General features: G+C 62.0%; 9 protein-coding genes and 3 pseudogenes. 8 read left to right on the forward strand and 4 right to left on the reverse strand.

Annotated elements, in window-relative coordinates; translation table 11 throughout:
- Positions 1–31 precede the first annotated feature (31 nt).
- Positions 32–499: a redox-sensitive transcriptional activator SoxR gene (gene soxR / locus BF95_RS08050; protein WP_043150653.1), complete on the forward strand. Its 468-nt coding sequence runs from the start codon at positions 32–34 to the stop codon at positions 497–499.
- Positions 500–755: 256 nt separating this feature from the next.
- Here soxR and adhP read toward each other — a convergent pair.
- The 4 genes and pseudogenes from adhP to BF95_RS28160 all read right to left on the reverse strand — a co-directional run bounded on the left by adhP (position 756) and on the right by BF95_RS28160 (position 4481).
- Positions 756–1783 (reverse strand): annotated as a pseudogene (adhP, locus tag BF95_RS08055) (alcohol dehydrogenase AdhP).
- Positions 1784–1809: 26 nt separating this feature from the next.
- A complete protein-coding gene (locus tag BF95_RS08060; protein WP_043150655.1) occupies positions 1810–3330 on the reverse strand; it encodes an aldehyde dehydrogenase family protein in 1521 nt (506 codons plus the stop codon).
- 253 nt (positions 3331–3583) lie between these two features.
- Entirely contained in the window at positions 3584–3913 is a 330-nt protein-coding gene (locus BF95_RS08065; RefSeq protein ID WP_043150735.1) for a hypothetical protein, read from the reverse strand.
- Between the two features lie 151 nt (positions 3914–4064).
- Positions 4065–4481, reverse strand: a complete 417-nt coding sequence (locus BF95_RS28160; protein ID WP_043150657.1) for a hypothetical protein — start codon at positions 4479–4481, stop codon at positions 4065–4067.
- Positions 4482–4877: 396 nt separating this feature from the next.
- Between BF95_RS28160 and BF95_RS28165 the strand changes: the two genes are divergently transcribed.
- The 7 genes and pseudogenes from BF95_RS28165 to tkt all read left to right on the forward strand — a co-directional run.
- Positions 4878–5099, forward strand: coding sequence for a hypothetical protein (locus BF95_RS28165; protein WP_037479748.1), 222 nt, complete (start codon positions 4878–4880; stop codon positions 5097–5099).
- A gap of 621 nt (positions 5100–5720) precedes the next feature.
- Positions 5721–7187 (forward strand): multicopper oxidase family protein, encoded by a 1467-nt coding sequence (locus tag BF95_RS08080; protein ID WP_009823982.1) that lies wholly within the window; start codon positions 5721–5723, stop codon positions 7185–7187.
- A gap of 1159 nt (positions 7188–8346) precedes the next feature.
- On the forward strand, positions 8347–9357 hold the full coding sequence (locus tag BF95_RS26210; RefSeq protein ID WP_081659635.1) for a universal stress protein: 1011 nt from the start codon (positions 8347–8349) through the stop codon (positions 9355–9357).
- 2 nt (positions 9358–9359) lie between these two features.
- Entirely contained in the window at positions 9360–13925 is a 4566-nt protein-coding gene (locus tag BF95_RS08090; protein WP_235209633.1) for a glucoamylase family protein, read from the forward strand.
- Positions 13926–13945: 20 nt separating this feature from the next.
- The gene (locus BF95_RS08095) at positions 13946–14950 is read left to right on the forward strand and encodes an IS30 family transposase (protein ID WP_043150663.1); all 1005 of its coding nucleotides are present in this window, start codon (positions 13946–13948) and stop codon (positions 14948–14950) included.
- A 59-nt stretch (positions 14951–15009) separates the two neighbouring features.
- Positions 15010–18696 (forward strand): annotated as a pseudogene (locus BF95_RS08100) (GH36-type glycosyl hydrolase domain-containing protein); the annotation flags it as partial.
- Positions 18697–18985: 289 nt separating this feature from the next.
- Positions 18986–21043 (forward strand): annotated as a pseudogene (gene tkt / locus BF95_RS08105) (transketolase); the annotation flags it as partial.

Consider the following 21043-nt stretch of genomic DNA (forward strand, 5'->3'; position numbering starts at 1 on the left):
ACGCGCGCAAGTTCAGCCAAACAGCCGCGCCATGGCCAGGCAGTCTGAGCCGGAACGACTGCCGGCAGAGCAGCTGACGGTGGGCGATATCGCGCGGCGGAGCGGCGTCGCGGTTTCGACCCTTCATTTCTATGAGGCAAAAGGCCTGATCGAAAGCACGCGCACGAGTGGAAACCAGCGGCGATACGAACGCACGGTCTTGCGACGGATTGCGATTATCCGCCTGGGCCAGCGGGCCGGGCTATCGCTCGCCTTCATCAAGCAGCATCTGGGCAAGCTGCCACACGGACCGGTCGATCAAAGCGCCTGGCGAGACCTTCGTGAAGCGTGGCGCTCCGACCTCGATCAGCGCATTGTCAGCCTGGTTCAACTGCGTGATCAGCTTGACCATTGCATCGGCTGTGGATGCCTTTCGCTGGCCGAGTGCCAGATGCGCAATCCGCAAGATATTTTAGCTGGCGAAGGCTGCGGGCCGTGCCTCCTCGACGCGGACAGATAACAAGCGGTCCCACGCATCACGAGCGATGGAGCCCGCCCATCCATCGGCCCAGCCTTCATTCGACGGCCGGGCAAGACCCCGGTCGTGCCGTCGCCGGGCCGGATGAAGGCAAACACCCCTCGTCCCTACCCATAGGCAATCTGACCCTATGCGCGGCAGCGCCAGGAGCCGGTAAGATCCGCGGCTGTGCGGTTCCCACAGCCGCGAGGGTGCGCCAGGCTGGTTCAGCCTTGCATGAAGAGGCGCCCCCTGGATCTTACCGCTCCATATCGATGACGATCCTGCCCTCGATATCGCCATGGTGCATGCGCGAGAAGACGTCGTTGATGTTCTCGAGCCTGTCCGCATGGACCGTGGCCTTGACCTTGCCCTCGCCGGCGAACGCCAGTGCCTCGAGCAGATCGAGCCGCGTGCCGACGATCGAGCCGCGCACGGTAATGCCGTTCAGCACGGTGTCGAAGATCGACAGCGGGAAGTCGCCCGGCGGCAGGCCGTTGAGCGCGACCGTGCCGCCGCGCCGGACCATGCCGAGCGCCTGCTGGAACGCCTTGGGCGAAACGGCGGTGACGAGCGCCCCGTGCGCGCCGCCAATGGCTTTCTTGAGCGCTGCCGAAGGGTCCTCGTTGCGCGCGTTGACCGTCAGTGTGGCGCCAAGGCGTGTGGCGAGGTCGAGCTTGCTGTCGTCGATGTCGACCGCGGCCACATTGAGACCCATGGCTCGGGCATATTGCACCGCCATGTGGCCGAGCCCGCCAATGCCGGAGACGACCACCCACTCGCCGGGCCGGGCCTCGGTGGCCTTCAGTCCCTTGTAGACGGTGACGCCCGCGCAGAGGATCGGCGCAATGTCGAGGAAGTCGACATTGTCGGGAAGGTGACCAACATAGTTGGGATCAGCCAGGACATATTCGGCAAAGCTGCCATTGACCGAATAGCCGGTGTTCTGCTGTTCGTGGCAAAGCGTCTCCCAGCCACCCAGGCAATGCACGCAGTGCCCGCAGGCGGTGTAGAGCCAGGGCACGCCGACCCGGTCGCCTTCCTTCACATGGGTGACGCCCGCACCGACGGCGGCGACATGCCCGACGCTTCATGGCCGGGAATGAAGGGCGGGTTGGGCTTGACCGGCCAGTCTCCTTCTGCCGCGTGCAGGTCGGTATGGCACACGCCGGTTGCCGCAATCTTGACCAGGATCTGCCCGGGGCCGACCGTCGGGATCGGCGCCTCCTCGATGACCAGGGGCTTGCCGAATTCGCGGACGACCGCCGCCTTCATGGTTTTCGCCATGTCCGTTTCTCCTTTTGAGCGAGGGGTCAGAACAGGCCGAGCGCGTGCTCGTCATAGGAGACGAGCAGGTTCTTGGTCTGCTGATAATGGTCGAGCATCATCCGGTGATTTTCACGCCCGAAGCCCGACGCCTTGTATCCGCCGAAGGCGGCATGGGCGGGGTACTGATGATAGCAGTTGGTCCAGACCCGTCCGGCCTCGATCGCGCGGCCGAGCCGGTAGGCGGTGTTGCCGCTCCGGGTCCAGACGCCCGCGCCAAGACCGTAGGCGGTGTCGTTGGCAAGTGCGATCGCCTCCTCGACCGTCTTGAACGTGGTGACCGACAGGACGGGACCGAAGATCTCCTCCTGGAAGATGCGCATGTGGTTCTGACCCACGAACACGGTCGGCTGCACGAAATAGCCCTGGTCCAGCGCACCGCCCGGCAGCGCCCTGGCGCCACCGACCAGACACTGCGCGCCCTCGGCCTTGCCGATATCGATATAGCCCAGGATCTTGTGGAGCTGGTCCTCCGACGCCTGCGCGCCGACCTGGACCGAGGGGTCGAGCGGATCGCCCTGGCGGATCGCGGCGACGCGCGCCACGGCGCGCTCGATGAAGCGGTCGAAGATCGACTCATGGATCAGCGCGCGCGACGGGCAGGTGCAGACCTCGCCCTTGTTGAACGCGAACAAAGTAAAGCCTTCGAGCGCCTTGTCGAAGAAGGCATCGTCCTCGTCGAGCACGTCCGCCATGAAGATGTTGGGCGACTTGCCGCCAAGCTCCATCGTCTGGGGGATCAGATGGTCGGCAGCCGCGTGCATGATCTGCTTGCCGGTGACGGTCTCGCCGGTGAACGAGACCTTGGCGATGCGCGGATTGGCGGCGATCGCCTGGCCGACGGTCCGTCCCGGGCCGGTGACGACATTGAGCACGCCGGGCGGCAGGATGTCGGCGGTGAGCTCGGCGAACATCAGCAAGGTGAGCGGCGTCTGGGATGCGGGCTTGATGACGGTGCAGTTGCCCGCCGCCAGCGCCGGGGCGATCTTCCACGCCGCCATCAGCAGCGGGAAGTTCCACGGGATGATCTGGCCGACGACGCCGAGCGGCTCGCGGAAATGATAGGCGATGGTGTCCGCATCGATCGTCGAGATGCCGCCTTCCTCCGCCCGAATGCAGCCGGCGAAGTAGCGGAAATGGTCGATCGCAAGCGGCACGTCGGCAGCGCGGGTCTCGCGGATCGGCTTGCCGTTGTCGATCGTCTCGGCAAGCGCCAGCAGCTCCAGATTATCCTCGAGCCGGTCGGCGACGCGATTGAGAATCCTGGCGCGCTCGGCGGGCGCGATCCTTGCCCATTGATCCCTGGCGGCGTGCGCCGCATCGAGCGCGCGCTCGACATCTTCCGGCGTCGACAGCGCGAACTCGGCGATCTGGGCGCCATTGATCGGGCTCGTGTCCGCGAAATACTCGCCGCCCGCAGGAGCGCTCCAGCGGCCTCCGATGAAATTATCATAGCGGTGTCGGAAGGAGGCCGCCGCATTGATGGTCCCGATCGCCTTCTCGAACATAACCTGACTCCATCTCTATCGATAGCCTGACGGAGTAATCTCTTTGCCCGGGCGGCCTATAAGTAAGTTCCGCAGAAGGTAGTCTGGTGTCGCTGTCGCGGGCTTTGAGGGTCAGACACGCCGACGGAGCCGATGAGTATTCATCGACTCCCGAACCTATTCGCGCACGCCTGATCGGAATTATGCCGAGACAGGCGTTACTCGGCCGCTTCTTCTTTTGGCGAGGGCGGCGCTTGGCATTCCAATTCTGGCGTTACGCCCGGACGCGCTTTAGGCTCACCCAATCGCCTTTCTGAAGCGTCCCGTCCCTCACGCGGAAATGAGCGTAATGGTCGTCGAAAATCTGGTCGACTTCGACATGACCGACAAGGCGGCGGTGGCGCGGCGTTGCGTGATAGACGTCGAGTATCTGCCCGATGTGTGCGCCATCGGCTTTGCCCAGGCAGGCCACTGTGCCGCCCGCATCCATACGGACGATCTTGCCGCGCATGAACAAGCGATGGCCGATACCCTGTGCGAGGAGCGGCGTGCTGCCAAAGAGCAGAAAGCCAACGGCAGCACCGACGCCAAGATGTTTTCGCATCACTGTTTCCTCTGTCACGTCAGACGCTCGGACCCGGCTTTGAAGGCCGGGAGCACGGGGCGACGCTGGGCATCGTCAAAGAACTGGCCCGCCGCGGGGGCGGCGGCGGGCCCTCAGCCCCGGGGGGGGTGTTTTATCGGGGCTGGAAACGTCACATGTCGCTCATCGGCTTGTCGGCCATGGGCTTGTCGGCCATGGGCTTGGCGGTCTTCTTCTTCGCGGCCGGCTTGGCCTTCTTCATCGGCATCTTGCAGCAGCCACTCTTCGCCTTACCGGCCATGCCCGAGCCGTTCGATGCAGGCGACCCGCCGGACATGCCGGCCATCCCCGACATGCCCTGTTGATCCTGCTGGGCCGGTTTCCCCTGCTGCTTCTGCGCGCCGGCCTGATGATCCTTCATCATCTGATCGTGCATCTGCTGCCCGCCATGATCCATGCCCTGCTGGTGGGCATGGGCCGGCGCAGTCTGCGCGGGCGCGGGCGTCGACTGGGCGAGAGCGGTGCCGGCGGCGAAGGTTAGCGTCACGAAGAGGCTGATGGTCGCCGCGCGAAATGTCGTCTGTCGCATTGAGGGTCTCCGAGTGTTCGTCCTGTTGCCCGATCGACGTTCCGATCCCGGCAATTCCGAAGCTTCAATGCTGCTAGCGAGACGCAGTCTGTATACGTAACTTACGAATCCGCTTTTGATCGCGACAAGCATGCGCGGGATCGTGCGGGGTGGACCATGGTCCAAGGTCAAGCCAATTCATGATCCCGCTTGATGGCGGCCGGCAGCGAAGTGCAAAAACCAATTGGCCCGCCGTGGGAGAACGCGGGCCAAAGCTGCGGTTGAACCAGGCCACGGTCGTTGGCCACCCCGCCTCGTGGTCGGAGCTGGCTTAATTGCAGGGTCAGCAACCGCCCCGCGACCTATGCAACATGCGGGAGGCTCCGTCCTGGGTCCCCATCTCCCGCGTAGCATCCGATGGTCCTGCATCATCTCACCGGGCATCCGCACTTCGCGGTGTCGCATGCCTTGCATCTGGGCCGTGTCGGACCGAGCCGGCGCCGGCTTCGCCTTGAGCGTCTGTTCAAGGTCGGGCATGCCCGGCGGCATCCCATCGGCGAGAACTGGCCCGGCGCCGACGGCAAGGACGCCAAAGGCTGCGAGCGAAGCGATAATCGCTGCTTTCTTGCGCAAATATGATTCCTTCAAGTCTGAGTTTCAGTTCGACCGGACACATGCCCGGTCGATTCTCGCTCCCCAGGGAGCTTGCCGTTGAGATGGTATCGGCCTGGAGGTGGCAGTATACGTAATTTGCGAAGCTGGCGGTCAGCCTGCAATGTCAGCTTTAGTTCGGCTACTAGCAAAAGCTGGGCGCGGATGACCGAAGACGGCGGCAATCAAAGCCTCCGCCTAGCCCGAGCACTGGAAAGCGACGCCGCCTGCTGCAGTGGCGAACAGCGAAACGTAAATCGCACGCCGCTTTTTCTTCGGCGCGATCGTGGCAAGGCCCACCGCCGAACCAGCCACTCGGACTGGCCCAGGCTAAATTGTCGGAATAGACGCTCGCTCGGATCGGTGCCGCAGTGATTGAACGCTCGCCTGGCTGATTATTGATCAACTGGCGAGGGCCGCAACCAGCTTAGAAGGGCAATTTTGTCTTCCCAGAGGGGGCGGGCACAAAAGCGATCGGTTCGGGTATTACGGATATTGCCCTCCCGCGCGCCCTTTAAGGGAAGAGCGGCGCTTCGCCTCGGTGGATCTCATCGGATCGAGAAAAGCGCGTTTGCGTCAGTTTCACGATTGCTCAGGAGGGGCTTCGAAATGACTTTTCTGAGCCGGCGAACTGTCTTGGCGGGCGGAGGCCTCCTGCTGGGGGCGGCATGCACGCGCAGATTTGCGACGCCGGACCAAGCAGGCACGCTGCCCATTCCTCGCCTGTTAGATGCACGCGACCATGGGCAGAGAATTGGACTGAGGGCGCAGGAAGGGGAAACCACTTTCTTCCCAGGGCGGCGGAGCGCCACCATGGGATACAACGGAAGCTATCTCGGCCCGACTCTGCGGGTACATCGCGGGGACGACGTGACGGTGACTGTCAGCAACAATCTGTCTGCTGATACCACGGTTCACTGGCACGGGCTGCTCGTACCGGGAGAGCTGGACGGCAGCCCCCACCAGACCATTAGTCCAGGCGAGACTTGGCGTCCGACGCTGCCGATCCGTCAGCCGGCGGCCACTCTCTTTTATCATTCGCATGCACATGGCCGAACGGCGGAGCAGGTCTATGCAGGCCTAGCGGGATTGCTCTTCGTCACCGACGAGGAAGAGCAAGGTCTCGGTTTGCCTTCGGATTACGGCGTCGACGATCTACCAATCTTGATCCAGGATCGGCAGTTCGTGGATGGCCGTCTGGTGTTACCGGCGGGCATGATGGTGGCGCTGGACGGGAGGCGGGGCAACGTTATTCTCGTAAACGGCGCGTACAACCCGCGAGCAGACGTTCCCAGAAGCTTAGTGCGGCTGCGGCTTGTAAATGGTTCGAATGCCCGGACTTACGATCTTTCGTTCAGCGACGGACGAGCCTTTTATTGGATCGGCACCGAGGGCGGCCTTTTGGAAAAGTCCGTTGAATTGCAGTCCCTCACTCTGGCCTCCGGTCAGCGGGCTGAGATCTTGGTGGACTTCAGCGATGGCAAACCGGTCTCGTTGGTATCGGCTCCGGACCAAAGCACCCTCAGGATGCATGGCATGGGCATGATGCATCGGCACGAGGCTAGCGAAAACAACGCAGGGGATGAAACTGTCCTCACATTTTCACCGCGCTTGGCATCGAGTAAGCGAGGTAGCACCACGCTTCCGCTCCTCCTGGCGTCCCGCGCGGTGCCAGATCCGGCGACGGTCGTCGCACGGCGACGTCTGGTGCTCAACATGAGGCTGGGAGGTATGATGGATAGCGACGAAGAGCCGCTAACGATCAACCACCGGCGATTCGATATTGATCGCATCGATGAGGAAGTCGAGCTTGGCGCCGTCGAGATATGGAAAGTCTCCGGGCAGAAAATGGCCCATCCCTTCCACATTCATGGAGTGCACTTCGACGTGCTACGTCGCGATGGCGAGGAACCAGATCTTCTTGATCAGGGGCCACGTGACACCATCGTCGTGGACGAACCGGTCGAGTTATTAATCCGTTTCGACCAGCCTGCTTCAAAAGCGCCCTTCCTGTTCCATTGCCATATCCTGGAGCACGAGGACGAAGGCATGATGGGTCAGTTTTCCGTGACGTAGTGGGAACAACTCAAGAATCGAAATCCCGCATATGCCAATAAGGGGGCAATGCTCGACGTATGACTTCGAACTCCACTCTCGTTTTTGTTCCCTTTTCGGGCTTGGGCCAGAACGTTTCGCACATCTCGATCGAAGGCATTCGATCATCCCGGACACTTGTGCATCACATGACGAACCCTGCGGTTAGTCACGGCCACCAGGCGCCGCGGGCCGCGCTCTATAATGACCATACGCTTGTCGGGCCGTCCCGCGGCCGCTGTCAGTACTCGCGGCAATGAGTAATAGATGGTATCGCCGCGTTCATACCACTTTCCTCCGCCAAGCGGCGTCTGGTCAGGCAATCGGATTTCGCTGTAAGATCCGTTGCGATTAAGAACCCAGCCATCCCCGACTTACAGCCGGATCGGCCATCAAATGACCAGACACCCGCGAGCTTGGTGGTCGAGGTATCTTCCCCTGCGGGAACGACCCTGGCCGGCGAAGGTAGCGTTGGCACAGTGAGCGCGGCGAAAATCGCCCAGATGGAACACGACCACCGTGTGAAAGTGAGCAGCCGGCATCGATATAACCCGTTAAGCGCGATCGTCATACTGTTCCCTTCCGATCCACACTCACTCCGCTGAGAGCTTCGTTGGTTGCCCTTGGCAGACTATGCAGACCATCTGCCGGTGGTAATGCGTATTTGTCGCTAGACAGAAGGGACGCCTGCGATGGCATCTGATCGCAGATCGCCCAGGACAAGGCAGCCGGCGCAGAACTTGGGATGACTGTGATCGTCTCATGCGCAGTGCAAGCGAGCAACCACATGAGCGGTAACGGGGGCGACGAGTTCGCTTCCGGACGAGGAAAAGGTGGCCCGGTGACCTTCATTCTATCCCGACATGTTGGTTTGGACGCTCAAGCCGGGTGGCGAGGCGGAGGCATATAGGCCCGCCCGATGTACTAATCGCAAGCGACCGGTTTTCGGTTCTGATGCTCTTGCGCCCCAGTCAACCGACCGATCGCCATTCGTATATATCACAATTTCGCGGGTCGTTCCCCCCAGATAGGGTCAGAGCAGGTTCGAGTCGTGGAGGGGACGCCAGGCCGAAATGCCGGTTGTTCCCGCTGTCCTAGCCGCCACGAATTCGATGGAGATCCAAGGCAAGAGGAGCATTTGATGTCAGCCGCTTCAGCATTTCCAGCTCTGGCGCAGGCGTCCCCCCGACCGCAGTCCGGGATTGTCGCCTGTATCGATTGCTCCGATCATGATGCGTGGATCTACTCACACGCTCGTGCGCTCGCGACAACGCTCGACGTCCCTATTACCCTGCTACAAGTACTTGACGGCGAGGGCTCGACGCGCTCTCGTCCAGACCCGATTGAATGTAACCTCCGGCGGCGCGAAGCCCTGCGCGCCCTCGATCGATGCGCCGCCGCGACCAGCGCACCTCCAACCAAAACCTCCATCGAATTGGCCGAAGGCCAAACCGCGGAGGAAATTTGCCGCTTTGTCCGAGAGTGCGACGACGGCATGGTCGTACTGGGAAGACGAGGCAGGCAAGAGGCCGGTCGCCCGGGCATGGGGGCAACCGTGCACAAGGTGCTCATGCAGACGCCAGCCCCGGTCCTGCTCGTACCGGTAGAGGCCCCGCTTCCGGCAGCGCCCTACAGAAGGGTTGTGGTGCCGCTTGACGGCTCTCGTTGGGCTGAGAGCGTGCTGCCCCTAGCTGTGCGTCTTGCGAAGGCCTCGGAAGCGGAACTCCTGCTCGTCCATGTCGTCCCTACGCCCGAGATGATCGAGGCACGGCCCCTGGAAGTCGAGGACAAGAAGCTTCAACAAGCCCTTATAGAGCGAAATGAGCAAGCAGCACGCAGCTACCTGGATCGAACGAAATCCAACCTCTCGGCGTCCGGTCTACGAATGCGTACGATTTCGATCCGTGGCGAGGATGTACGCGAGGTGCTGTGCGATCTTATTCAGCGCGAGAGGGCCGATATTGCCGTCCTGTCCGCGCGCGGCCACAGCCATCGGCATGTTTCCGACGTACCCTATGGAACGGTCGCCTCCTACCTGATGACGCATTGCAATGTACCAATGCTCGTAACGCCTGCGACAATCCGCTCGGGAAAAGCGCAGATCGCCGTAGGGCATAATTGCCTCCGGCTACCCCTCGCCGCCCAAGCCTGATCATGGCCGATATTGAGGGGACCGACCCTATTTCGGGGGCGGCCGACGAGACCGCCACACGCCATCAGCTGACAGGATTGATCGGTCGCTCAGCGCCTCTTCCCATCTGGGCGCATCTCGACGCCATGAAGGACTGGCTGGCTCGAGCCCGCCAGGCAGCCACGCAAGCCGACCAACGCGGCAGCGCCGCAGCCGAATGGCTACTCGACAACGACTATCAGATCCAGCGCGCGATCCTGCAAATTGGTGAGGGTCTTCCCAAGGCCTTCTACGCGAAACTTCCCGGTCTTGCTGAAGACGGCCTCAGGCGACCGCGCGCCCATCAAGTCGCGCAGTCTCTGCTTCTGGCGTCTCACCTGCAAGTCTCGCTGTCCTCGGCTGTCGAATTCGTCGTTCGATATCAGAATAAGATGCCGCTCAGCATCGCTGAAACCTGGGCGATTCCTACGATGCTGCGTATCGTTTGTCTTGAAATGATCGTTACGGGTTTCACCCAGCTTTTTCCTCAAGTCGCTCCCCCTTTTGCACTAACGGACTCTCCCGACGTCGCGACCGGGGGATTCGACAACACGGAGTGCGTGGCACGCGGCATAGCCAATCTTGCCGTGATCGCGACTATCCAATGGAACGACTTCTTCGACAGAACCCGCCAGGTCGAGGCGGTTCTGAAGCGTGATCCTGCAGGGATTTATCCGCGCATGGATTTCGCTACTCGCGACCAATATCGTCACGCGGTAGAACGGCTCGCAGCGCGATCCGGCCTCCTAGAGCGAGAGGTTGCCCAGCGCGCTCTGCGGCAGTGTCAAAGTAGTGAAGAGGCCCCCTCAGGGCATGTAGGTTATTGGCTCATCGATGCCGGCCTGCCTGCTTTCACGGATGCACTCGATCCCCGCCCCTGGACACCCCGTTCGATGCTGCGGCGCATCTTGCGTCATAAGGGTATGCTTTACGCGACCGCGCTGGTGTTTGCCGGTATCGCGGCCTCTGCAGTTCCTGCAGCATACATGTCCTCGACCGGACCGTCTCCCTTATCCTGGCTGCTGTGTATCGCGCTGACGCTGCTGCCCGCTTCCATCCTCAGCATCACCTTTGTGAATTGGATGGTCACGCAAATCGTTCCTCCATGCGTTCTTCCCAAGCTGGAATTCAAGAAAGGAATTCCCGGAGATTTTGCGACGGCCATCGCAATCCCCGTTCTCGTCGCTCGGACCTCCGACATCGCTCCCCTTCTTGAGCGACTTGAGGCGCATCGCCTAGCCAACCCTGATGAAGCGCTGGAGTTCGTTCTCCTGACCGACCTTGCCGATGCCGCAACCGCCAGGGTTTCGGGCGACGATGAGATCGAGCAGATGCTGGTACGAGGCATCGAAGAATTGAATGCCCGCTACAAGGACGCAAGGGGCAATGGACCTTTTCATCTGCTCCACCGACCGCGCCTCTTCAACGAGGCGCAGGGCTGTTGGATGGGCTGGGAGCGCAAGCGCGGTAAGCTGGAGCAGTTCAACGCCTATATCCTGCGCGGCGACGCCACTGCATTCCATTTGACCACCGGCAAGGTGGAAAGGCTGCGGCGATGCCGCTTCGTACTGACGGCAGACGCAGATACCAGACTTCCGGGTGGTGTGGTGCGCCGTCTGGTCGGCACTCTCGCCCATCCACTCAATCGGGCTCATTTTGCCCCCGACACCGGCATTGTGGAACGAGGCTACACTATCCTTCAACCTCGCGTTGAACTAGCGCCGGAGGGCCCCGAGCAATCCCTGTTCGCTCGCCTCTACGGCGGCGATACTATGATCGACATCTACTCTCGCGCGGTTTCCGACGTGTACCAGGACCTTCTGGGCACCGGCGTGTTTGTGGGCAAAGGCCTCTACGATGTGGCGGCATTCGAACGGAGTCTGGAGGGCCGTGTCCCAGAGAATGCTTTGCTTAGCCATGACCTGTTCGAGGGGCTTCATGGGCGCGCGGCGCTCGTTAGCGACGTCATTGTCTACGAGCGCTTTCCGACCGGGTATCTCGACTTTTCCGCGCGCTGGCACCGCTGGGTGCGGGGTGATTGGCAAATCCTGCCCTGGCTGTTTCCCTTTGTCCCAGGGCGTGACGGCCGATGGCTGCGCAATCGGCTTGGGTGGTTCGACAGGCTCAAGATCTTCGACAATCTAAGGCGCAGTCTGGTACCCGCCAGCATCGTTGCCTTGCTCCTAGGCGGTTGGTTCCTGTTTCACGGTCGACCCTGGGTCTGGACACTGCTCGCGATCGTCGCGCCCGGGGCTTATCTTTTTACCGATCTCGTAACGGGCTTCGCTCAGGGCCGCCGTCGCGGTGTCATGCAGCGCGTCCTGCGGCGCCTCACGGATCATCTCGGGCGCTGGATTTTAGCCATCGCCTTCCTTGTCAGCGACGCATACATCGCGCTGCACGCCATAGCCGTCACGATCTGGCGGCTGCAATCGGGGCGGCGGCGGCTCGAATGGACCTCGGCCGCTCATATGGCCACGCGAAACGCGGCGCGCCATCCGCGATTAGCGGCGTGGCGCGACATGTGGAGCTCGCCCCTTCTTGCGGTGCTTATAGCCGGCGCATTACTCGCTTATACGCCGGGATCGATGCCTGTCGCGGCGCCGCTATTGCTGCTCTGGTTCTTCGCACCCGAGATCGCGGTTTGGATCAGCCGCCCGCGTAGACCACCGATCGAGGCGCTTACCGAAGCAGACAGGAGATTTCTCAGACTCGTCGCTCGGCGCACCTGGCTTTTTTTTGAAACCTTCGTCCGGCCTGAGGACAATTGGCTGCCTCCCGACAACTACCAGGAGCCGCCCGACGAGGACACCGCTCACCGAACGTCGCCTACCAACATCGGCATGTTGATGGTGTCGATCCTGACAGCGTGGCGGCTTGGGCATATCGGTCTCAACGAGCTGGCTACCCGTCTTGGCGACACGTTCGATACGCTTGACCGGCTCGAACGCTACCGCGGCCACATTCTCAACTGGTATGATACCAGGACGCTCGCTCCCCTTGAGCCACGTTACATTTCCACGGTCGACAGCGGCAATCTTGCCGTCAGCCTGATTACCGTTGCCCAGGCTCTTCGAGATGCTGGGAGGGCACCGCCGGTAGGCAGCGAGCTCTGGCAAGGCCTAGAAGATATTATCGGGCTGCTCTCCCAGGCGATCCGGTCTATCGGGACCGAAGCGGGCTCAACGGCCGGTGTGATCCTGGCTACCGTGGGCGAGACGGTGAAGCGGGTTTCGGACGATGAGCGCGAATGGCTCAGGGGGATCGACGATCTCATTTCGGCCGACTTGCCGAGACTGCGCGAGCAGGTGGGCGTGATGGCCGCGAGCGTTGCCGAAGCCGACGTCGGCATCTTGCGCGAAGTGCAAGTCTGGCTCGAGCGGCTCGAGCATCACGTGTCCGGGATACGTCGCGATTTGCAGGTTTTCTGCCCGTGGTGGGAAGTTATAACCGACCATCCCGCAGACTGCGCGGAAACCGCAGCCAAGGTCGCCGATTTCATGGCTGGCGGCTCGGCGACGCCATCCGATTCGCGCACCGCGCACGTCATCAGCCTGCTCAGCGCGACCAAGGAAGGCGGATTATCCGACGCGGCCCGTCAATGGGTCGACAAGATGCTGGCTGCCATCGCCGAAGGGCAGGCCGTCTCGCGCGAGCTTCATGGTCGCTTCGACAGCCTTGCCCGCCGGGCCAACGTCAGTGCGCACGCGATGGACTTTTCACTTCTGCTTGATGAAGGTAGCCGGCTCTTTCACATCGGCTACAACGTCAGCGCCGACCGCATCGACGCGCATCACTACGATCTCCTCGCCAGCGAAGCACGGCTCGCCAGCTTCTTCGCCATTGCGAAGGGCGATATCGATCCTTCCCACTGGTTCCACCTCGGTCGCCCCATCACGAAACAGGAGGCCGGGCTTGCGCTGCTGTCCTGGAATGGCTCGATGTTCGAATATCTGATGCCGAACATCTTTTTGCACAGCGATCCCGGCACGCTGCTTGGTATGAGCGACCGAACAGCCGTCAGCATCCAGGCCGCCTTCGGCAAATCGCACAAAATCCCTTGGGGAATCTCCGAATCATCATTCGCCTCGATGGGGTCTGATCGCGTCTATCGCTATCACGCCTTCGGCGTCCCTGCCCTCGGACTTCAACGTGGCCTCGGCCACGACCTCGTCGTGAGCCCCTACGCAACGGCGCTTGCGCTCATGATCCGGCCAGCACTTGCGACAATCAACCTCAAGCTGCTGGCCGAGCAGAGGTTAATTGGACGGTTCGGCTTCTTCGAAGCCGCCGATTTCACGCCGGCCCGCGTGCCGGCGGGCGAGCGGTTCGCTATCGTCCGCTCGTACATGGCGCACCACCATGGCATGAGTCTCGCCGCGCTGGGAAATGCACTGTGCGACAACATGCTAGTGCGCTGGTTCCATGCGGACCCTTACGTCGGCACCGTCGATCTCCTGCTCAACGAACGCATACCGTGGGAGCTTCCGCCAGAAATTGCGGTGGATTCTAGATCGAAGTGCGAAATCCTAGGATTTATAGGGGATTGATCCCTTTTCCAGGAAGGCACATGATGAACGGCTATCAGCATCTGGGTTTGGACGAGCGACGACAGGTTTACCAACTGGCTGCAACCGGGCGGTCCGTGCAGCAGATAGCAGCGGCGCTGCAGCGACATCGTTCGACCATCTATCGTGAACTCAAACGTAACCGGCATCTCGATGACGAGCCGCTGTTTCGTGGCTATTTTCCAACGGCCGCACAAACGATGGCGGACAGGCGCCGGGTGCGTGGCGGCAAAATCGCCCGAAAGCCCGAGCTTGCCGCCTATATCGCCGACCGCTTGTCAGCAGCCTGGTCGCCGGAGCAGATTGCAGGATATCTTCGACGCCATCGCGGTAATCGTGAAGCCGTCTGTCACGAGACCATCTACCAGTTCGTCTATGGACCGGACGGACGCAGCCAGGGCCTGTGGCGCCTTCTGCCTGTTGCCCGTCGATCTCGACGTCAACGCTATGCGCGTAAGCCCCGCGGTCTGCATATCCCCTTGGCCAACACCATTGGCAAACGCCCTTCCGAAATCGGTAATCGCAGCAGCTTTGGTCATTGGGAAGGCGACCTGATGATCTTCAGGTTGGAATATGGCAAAGCCAACCTCACCTCGCTGGTCGAGCGCCGCAGCCGATTTACTATCCTCGCCCGCAATCCCAGTCGGCATTCCGCCGGCGTCATGTCGGGAATCCAGCACCACTTGCACATGCTGCCCCCTTCCCTGCGTCAGAGCATCACCTTTGACCGGGGAACGGAATTTGCCGCCTTTGCGACACTCCAGAAGAAACTCGCGATGACCAGCTATTTCTGCATGCCATCGGCACCATGGCAAAAGGGCAGCGTCGAAAACAGCAATGGCCGGATACGGCGCTTCCTGCCGTCTGACACAGACCTGGCGTTGCTATCGGATAAGGAAATCCAGGCCGTTGCTGATCGCATCAACAGCACCCCTCGCAAGTGCCTGAACTATCGCACCCCGCATGACGTTCTGGGAGAGCAGATCAACATCCTCAAGGCCCGATAGATTTTGCCATCGAGGGTGGGGCTCGCCCCACCCTCGATGAAATGCTACGCATCCCATGGATGTCGCGCTTCAAATCGAAACCGCCTGCACGAGTAGAGGTTCGCGACCCGCCCGCTCACGCCGAAGGGAACATCCCGGCACTGCACAGTTGGTCGCCAGACCGACCGTCGGGGCAGCATGCTTGGCACATCCTCGGCAACGGCCGGCTTTCGAGCCGAATCCGCACGGACGGCGCCGGGGGTCTAAGCTGGAATCAGCATGCACTTACCCGCATCGAACCTGCAGATGACCACGCAGGCTTCTGGCTCTATCTGCATGATCTCGATCAAGGGGATTTCTGGTCCGCAACAGGGGGGCCATTCCCCGCCATCGGCGAGCCGCCGGAGGTCATGTTTCATGCCCATCAGGTCGAATTCCGTCAGCGTTCGCGCGGTCTGTCGATCTCGACGCTAGTCAACGTTGCCCATGGCGACGATCTCGAAATCAGACGCATCGCGCTCGTCAATGAGGAGGATCGTGCCCGGACAATCGAACTGACGGGCTACGTCCAGGTGGTGCTCGCCCCACCCCAGGATGCCGCTCGGCATCCTGCTTTCAGCAAGCTGTTCGTGGGCACTGAAACCTTGCCCGGAGGCGATGGACTCGTGTTCACGCGCCGACCGCGCAATCCCGACGAGCGGCCTCCGGTTTTGCTGATTCGCATAATCGGAGATGACGAAGGAGTCGCCTTGCTCGGACTTGAGGCTGATCGAAGAGCCTTCATCGGTCGCCATGGCAACGTCACGCATCCTGCCGCGATGAAAGAGGAGCCTCCGATGGGCGCATTGGGCTGGTCGCTCGATCCGATCTGCGCGATCAGGGCAAAGGTCATGCTGCCGCCGCACGGGCGCCGCGAACTCGCTTTCGTCACGATCGCGGCGGGATCGCGTCAGTCGGCGCTAGACCTAGCCGACCGCTATGCAACGTTGTCCGCGCTGGATTGGGTGGTTAGCGATTCCATCGCGGCAAAAGCGCGCGAGATGCACGACCTGAGCCTACAGCCACAGTTCGTACCTCAGGTACAGGCCTTCCTTTCCCATCTTTTTACTGCCCGCACAAACCCTGCACCCGGAGGTGAACGGCTCTTCCGGCAGGTCGATCTCTGGTCGCTTGGTATTTCAGGCGATCATCCCATCGTGATGCTGCGCGCCGGCACCGCGGAACAGACCGGTATGCTCCGCTTCGTTCTCGCTGCGCATTGGCTCGGCCACCAGCGCGGCATCCTCTTCGATCTCGCGATCGTCCACGAGGGCACCTCAGGTTACGTCGAACCCGTCCGCGAGCGCCTTCTGGAAGTCCTGAGAGACGCCGGCGCGCAGGAACGCCTTGGCACCCATGGCGGCATCCACCTAGTGGGCGTCAGTTCCTCCGATCACGAGCGCGTGGCGCTCCTCGAGCAGGCCGCCAAGCTGATCCTTGAAGACGACGGCGTCACGCTTGCCGACCAACTCGCCCGGGTAGATCAACCTCCGCACCCCGGCCCGCCGTTTGCCCCAGTCGGCACCAACGTGCCGCCAGCCACCTCCGCACCCGTGCCGCGGTCCGTAGATCTCCTCTTCGACAACGGCTGGGGCGGCTTTGCGCCTGATACTGGCGACTATGTGATCAACCTAGAGCCCGACGCTCCCACCCCGGCTCCGTGGTCCAATGTCCTGGCCAACGACGCGTTCGGCACGATCGTTACTGAGGCCGGGCTTGGCTTCGCCTGGGCGATCAACAGCGGCGAGAACAGGCTCACGCCCTGGTTCAATGATCCCGTCGAGGATCCCCAAGGTGAACGGCTCTATCTGCGCGACGAGGAGAACGGGCGGCTCTGGACCCCGACACCCTTGCCATCGGGCGGCGGCTCCGCGTGCCGCATTCATCATAGTCCCGATCGGACCATATGGCACCGCCACAGCGAAGGCCTGGAGCAGGAGCTGTCGACCTTCGTGCCAATCGACGATCCGGTAAAACTGGTGCGTCTGCGCCTACGCAATCAAACGCCACGCTCGCGCCGGATCACGGCGACCTACTATGCGGAATGGCTCCTGGGCGCGGTGAGGGGCGAGCAAGCCCCTTTTCGGACGTCGCGCTATGACTCGGCCTCCCATGCAATTCTCGCACGCAATTCCTGGACGGACGAGTTCGGCGATCGCGTCGCCTTTCTTGCCACGACCCAGGCCGTTCATAGCTTCACTACCTCACGCCGCGATTTCCACGGTGTTATTGCCGACCCGGCCCGACCGCTCGGCCTGCTCAACTGGGATCTGGGCAACCGCCAGGATTCTGCCGGCGACGATTGCTGCGGCGCCCTCCAGGTGCATCTCGATATCCCCCCTGAAGGAACCGTCGAAGTTTGTTTCATCCTCGGCCAGGGTGATAACCTCGAGCACGCAATCCAACTTATCCGGCATTGGCAATCGCCGTCCATCATCGAGACTGCTGCCCGGGTTCGCGTAGCGGACTGGGCCGATCGGTTGGAAAGGGTTCAGGTCAAGACACCCGATCCTGCCTTCGACCTGATGGTCAACCGGTGGCTGCCTCACCAATCGCTAAGTGCCCGCGTGCGCGCTCGCGCCGGTTTCTATCAGGCCAGCGGCGCGTTCGGATTTCGCGATCAGCTCCAGGACGTCCTTGCCCAGATCCAGGTCGATCCGAACGCAACGCGGCAACATATCCTCGCCGCCGCTGCGCACCAATTCGAAGAGGGCGACGTGCTCCATTGGTGGCACCCGCCTTCGGACCGCGGGGTCCGAACCCGCTGCTCCGACGATCTCGTCTGGCTTCCTTATGCCGTCGCGCACTATGTCGAGGCGACCGGCGACAAATCCATTCTGGACGAAGAAATTCCATTTCTGAGGGCGCCGCCGCTCGCGGCCGGCGAGGCCGATCGTTACGCCCGATTTGAAGTTACCGACTATAAGCAATCGCTGTTCGTTCACTGCGACCGCGCGCTTGCCCATGCCTATCGCCTCGGAGCTCACGGCCTTCCCCTGATCGGCACCGGGGATTGGAATGACGGCATGGATCGGGTCGGTGAGCGGGGACGCGGCGAGAGCATATGGCTGGCCTGGTTCCTCATCGCAACTATCCGGAACTTCACACTGCACTGCGTCGATGAGCGGCAAACCGAGTTTCGTGATCGCTGGGAAGCGCGTGTCGAAGCGCTCGCCGCAGCGGTCGAGCAGTCTGGCTGGGATGGCGAATGGTATCTGCGCGCCTTTGATGACGACGGCAGGCCTTGGGGCACATCCGAGGAGCAGGAATGTCGCATCGATTCCATCGCTCAATCCTGGTCCGTTCTCTCAAATGCTGCAGATCCGGAGCGAGCCAGAACGGCGCTCGCGTCGGCCAGGCGCTACCTAGTACGCAACGATGATGCCCTCATACGCCTGCTCGATCCCCCCTTCGACCACACGCCGCGCGAACCGGGCTATATCAAGGCCTATCCGCCTGGCGTCCGGGAGAATGGCGGGCAATATACCCATGCGGCAACGTGGCTCGCCATCGCGTTCGCACGGATACGCGACGGCGACGTGGCCAAATCACTGTTCGACCGAATTAGCCCGATAACGCACAGTTCGACACGCGAAGGCGCAGAGCATTATCGAACCGAGCCATATGCTGTCGCGGGCGACATCGCCGGTGTGGCACCCCATCTCGGCCGCGGCGGCTGGACTTGGTATACAGGCGCCGCAGGTTGGACATGGCGGCTGGCCGTTGAAGAAATTCTGGGCGTTCGCTTAATTGGCGGCAAAATACAGATACGTCCAGCAATGCCGAAAAGCTGGCACAAAGCGGAATTGACGCTCCGGCGCGCCGACGGAGCCATCCAGATAACGATCGAAACGGACCCGTCTCTTGAAGGTGACGGAGAGGAAATTACCGTTGACGGCAAGCTCCTGCGAGAACCCGGGGTTTGCTTTCCCCACGATGGCGCGACGCGGATTGTTCTCGTGCGGGTTCCGCTAAAGCCTGACGTCGATTCGACAACGGCAATACGAAAGGATTCTCATGTCGACCATCCCCGCCTCTACCCTGCATGGGGACGGCAGCCCGGAAAGGCTGGCGATCGACACGATCCGCACCTTGTCGATGGATGCGGTCCACGCCGCGAAATCGGGTCATATCGGCACGCCGATGGCCCTGGCACCGGTCGGCTATACGCTCTGGTCGCAATTCCTGCGCACCGATCCCGACGCGCCGGATTGGCCCAACCGCGACCGCTTCGTCCTGTCGGTCGGCCATGCGTCGATGCTGCTTTACTCCCTGCTGCATCTCGCCGGAGTCAAGGAGATCGACAAGGACGGCAGGCTGACCGGCAAACCGGCGGTGAGCCTGCAGGACATCAAGGATTTCCGCCAGATCGGCTCGAAGACGCCGGGTCATCCCGAATATCGCCACACCACGGGTGTCGAGACGACCACCGGCCCGCTCGGCCAGGGCTGCGGCAATTCGGTCGGCATGGCGATTGCCGAGCGCTGGCTCGCGGCGCGCTACAATCGCGACGGTTTCCCGATCTTCGACCATGACGTCTATTGCCTCGCCGGCGACGGCTGTATGATGGAAGGCGTGGCGAGCGAGGCGGCGAGCCTGGCCGGCCACCTGAAGCTCTCCAACCTCTGCTGGATCTACGATTCGAACCATGTGACGATCGAGGGCGGCACCGATCTCGCCTTCGACGAGGATGTCGGCCAGCGCTTCGACGCTTATGGTTGGCACGTCATCCATGTGGACGACGCCAACGATACCAAGGCGGTCGCTGCGGCGATCGAAAGCTTCAAGGCGACCACCGACAGGCCGACGATGATCGTGGTCCATTCGATTATCGGCTATGGCAGCTCGATCGCCGGAACCGCCAAGGCGCATGGCGAGGCGATGACCGGCGATGACATACGCGGCACCAAGAAAGCCTATGGCTGGCCCGAGGATTCGTCCTTCCTCGTTCCCGACGGCGTGCCCGAGCATTTCGGAGGCGCCATTGCCGGGCGCGGCAAGCCGCTGCGTGCCGAATGGCTGGCGATGCGCGAACGCTATGCGCAGGCCGAACCCGCCCTGGCCAAGGAGCTCGAGGCGATCTTTGCCGACCGGCTTCCCGACGGCTGGGATGCCGCCATCCCGACCTTCCCCGCCGACCAAAAAGGCATCGCGACCCGCGATGCCGGCGGCAAGGTGCTCAACGCGATCGCGCCCAACCTGCCCTGGCTGGTCGGCGGCTCGGCCGATCTTGCCCCCTCGACAAAGACCCTGATCGAAGGCGCGGGATCGTTCCAGACGGGCAGCTATGCCGGCCGCAATCTCCACTTCGGCGTGCGCGAACATGCGATGGGTTCGGTGGTCAACGGCATGGCCCTGTCGCACCTGCGTCCCTATTCGGCGACCTTTTTCATCTTCCTCGATTATATGCGCCCGCCGGTCCGCCTGGCGGCGCTGATGGAGCTCGGCGTCACCTTCATCTTCACCCACGATTCGATCGGCGTCGGCGAGGACGGGCCGACCCACCAGCCGATCGAGCAGCTGACCATGCTGCGCGCCACACCCGGCCTCGACATGATCCGACCATGCGACGCCAACGAGGTCGCCTGGGCCTGGCGTGCGGCGCTGAGCAAAAACAACCGCCCGACCGCCCTGGTCTTCTCGCGCCAGGCGATCCCGACGCTCGACCGCGGCAAATATGCCAGCGCCGAAGGGCTGCTGAAGGGCGCCTATGTCCTCGCCGGCGACGACAAGCCTGAAATCATCCTGATCGGCACGGGCAGCGAAGTCGGCCTGGTGGTGTCGGCATACGAGAGACTGACCGAAGCCGGCGTCAAGGCACGCGTCGTATCGATGCCGAGCTGGTATCTCTTTGAACTGCAGGATCAGGCCTACAAGGACAGTGTCCTGATCCCCGGCGTCGAGGCACGTCTCGCAGTCGAAATGGGCGGCGAGATCGGTTGGGATCGCTATGTCGGCTCGAAGGGAAAAACCATCACCATGTCGACCTTCGGCGCCTCCGCCCCTGCCGCGAAACTGCAGGACGAATTCGGTTTCACCGTCGACAATCTCGTCAAGTTCGCTCGCGAACTGATC

The sequence above is a fragment of the Sphingobium sp. Ant17 genome, from assembly GCF_000588875.1.
Lineage (GTDB): Bacteria > Pseudomonadota > Alphaproteobacteria > Sphingomonadales > Sphingomonadaceae > Sphingobium.

Bases quoted from the DNA above. Each gene is read 5' to 3' on its own strand.
- soxR (WP_043150653.1), top strand. From the start codon at position 32: ATGGCCAGGCAGTCTGAGCCGGAACGACTGCCGGCAGAGCAGCTGACG.
- BF95_RS08060 (WP_043150655.1), bottom strand. From the start codon at position 3,330: ATGTTCGAGAAGGCGATCGGGACCATCAATGCGGCGGCCTCCTTCCGA.
- BF95_RS08065 (WP_043150735.1), bottom strand. From the start codon at position 3,913: ATGCGAAAACATCTTGGCGTCGGTGCTGCCGTTGGCTTTCTGCTCTTT.
- BF95_RS28160 (WP_043150657.1), bottom strand. From the start codon at position 4,481: ATGCGACAGACGACATTTCGCGCGGCGACCATCAGCCTCTTCGTGACG.
- BF95_RS28165 (WP_037479748.1), top strand. From the start codon at position 4,878: ATGGTCCTGCATCATCTCACCGGGCATCCGCACTTCGCGGTGTCGCAT.
- BF95_RS08080 (WP_009823982.1), top strand. From the start codon at position 5,721: ATGACTTTTCTGAGCCGGCGAACTGTCTTGGCGGGCGGAGGCCTCCTG.
- BF95_RS26210 (WP_081659635.1), top strand. From the start codon at position 8,347: ATGTCAGCCGCTTCAGCATTTCCAGCTCTGGCGCAGGCGTCCCCCCGA.
- BF95_RS08090 (WP_235209633.1), top strand. From the start codon at position 9,360: ATGGCCGATATTGAGGGGACCGACCCTATTTCGGGGGCGGCCGACGAG.
- BF95_RS08095 (WP_043150663.1), top strand. From the start codon at position 13,946: ATGATGAACGGCTATCAGCATCTGGGTTTGGACGAGCGACGACAGGTT.